This is a genomic window from Escherichia sp. MOD1-EC6098 (genome assembly GCF_002965865.1).
In the GTDB taxonomy this organism is placed as follows: domain Bacteria; phylum Pseudomonadota; class Gammaproteobacteria; order Enterobacterales; family Enterobacteriaceae; genus Escherichia; species Escherichia marmotae.
In genome coordinates this window covers 1-522 of record NZ_PTSN01000091.1, presented here as the reverse complement: position 1 = coordinate 522, position 522 = coordinate 1, and the positions used below count along the sequence as shown (strand labels likewise).

Sequence of the window (522 nt, the reverse complement as noted above, 5' to 3'; positions counted from 1 at the left end):
TGCTGGAGACGCAGACCGTGGATTTCAGCGTGGGTGCTGAAGGGCTTCGCCATGTACCGGGCGATGTCATTGAAATCTGCGATGATGACTATGCCGGTATCAGCATCGGCGGGCGCGTGCTGGCGGTAAACAGCCAGACCCGGACGCTGACGCTCGACCGTGAAATCACGCTGCCATCCTCCGGTACCACGCTGATAAGCCTGGTTGACGGAAGTGGCAATCCGGTCAGCGTGGAGGTTCAGTCCGTCACCGACGGCGTGAAGGTGAAAGTGAGCCGTGTTCCTGACGGCGTTGCTGAATACAGCGTGTGGGGGCTGAAGCTGCCGACGCTGCGCCAGCGCCTGTTCCGCTGCGTGAGTATCCGTGAGAACGACGACGGCACGTATGCCATCACCGCCGTGCAGCATGTACCGGAAAAAGAAGCCATCGTGGATAACGGGGCGCACTTTGACGGCGACCAGAGCGGCACGGTGAATGGTGTCACGCCGCCAGCGGTGCAGCACCTGACCGCCGAAGTCACCG

General features: G+C 61.7%; 1 pseudogene. It reads left to right on the top strand.

Annotated elements, in window-relative coordinates:
* Positions 1-522 (top strand): annotated as a pseudogene (locus C0K55_RS25795) (phage tail protein); the annotation flags it as partial.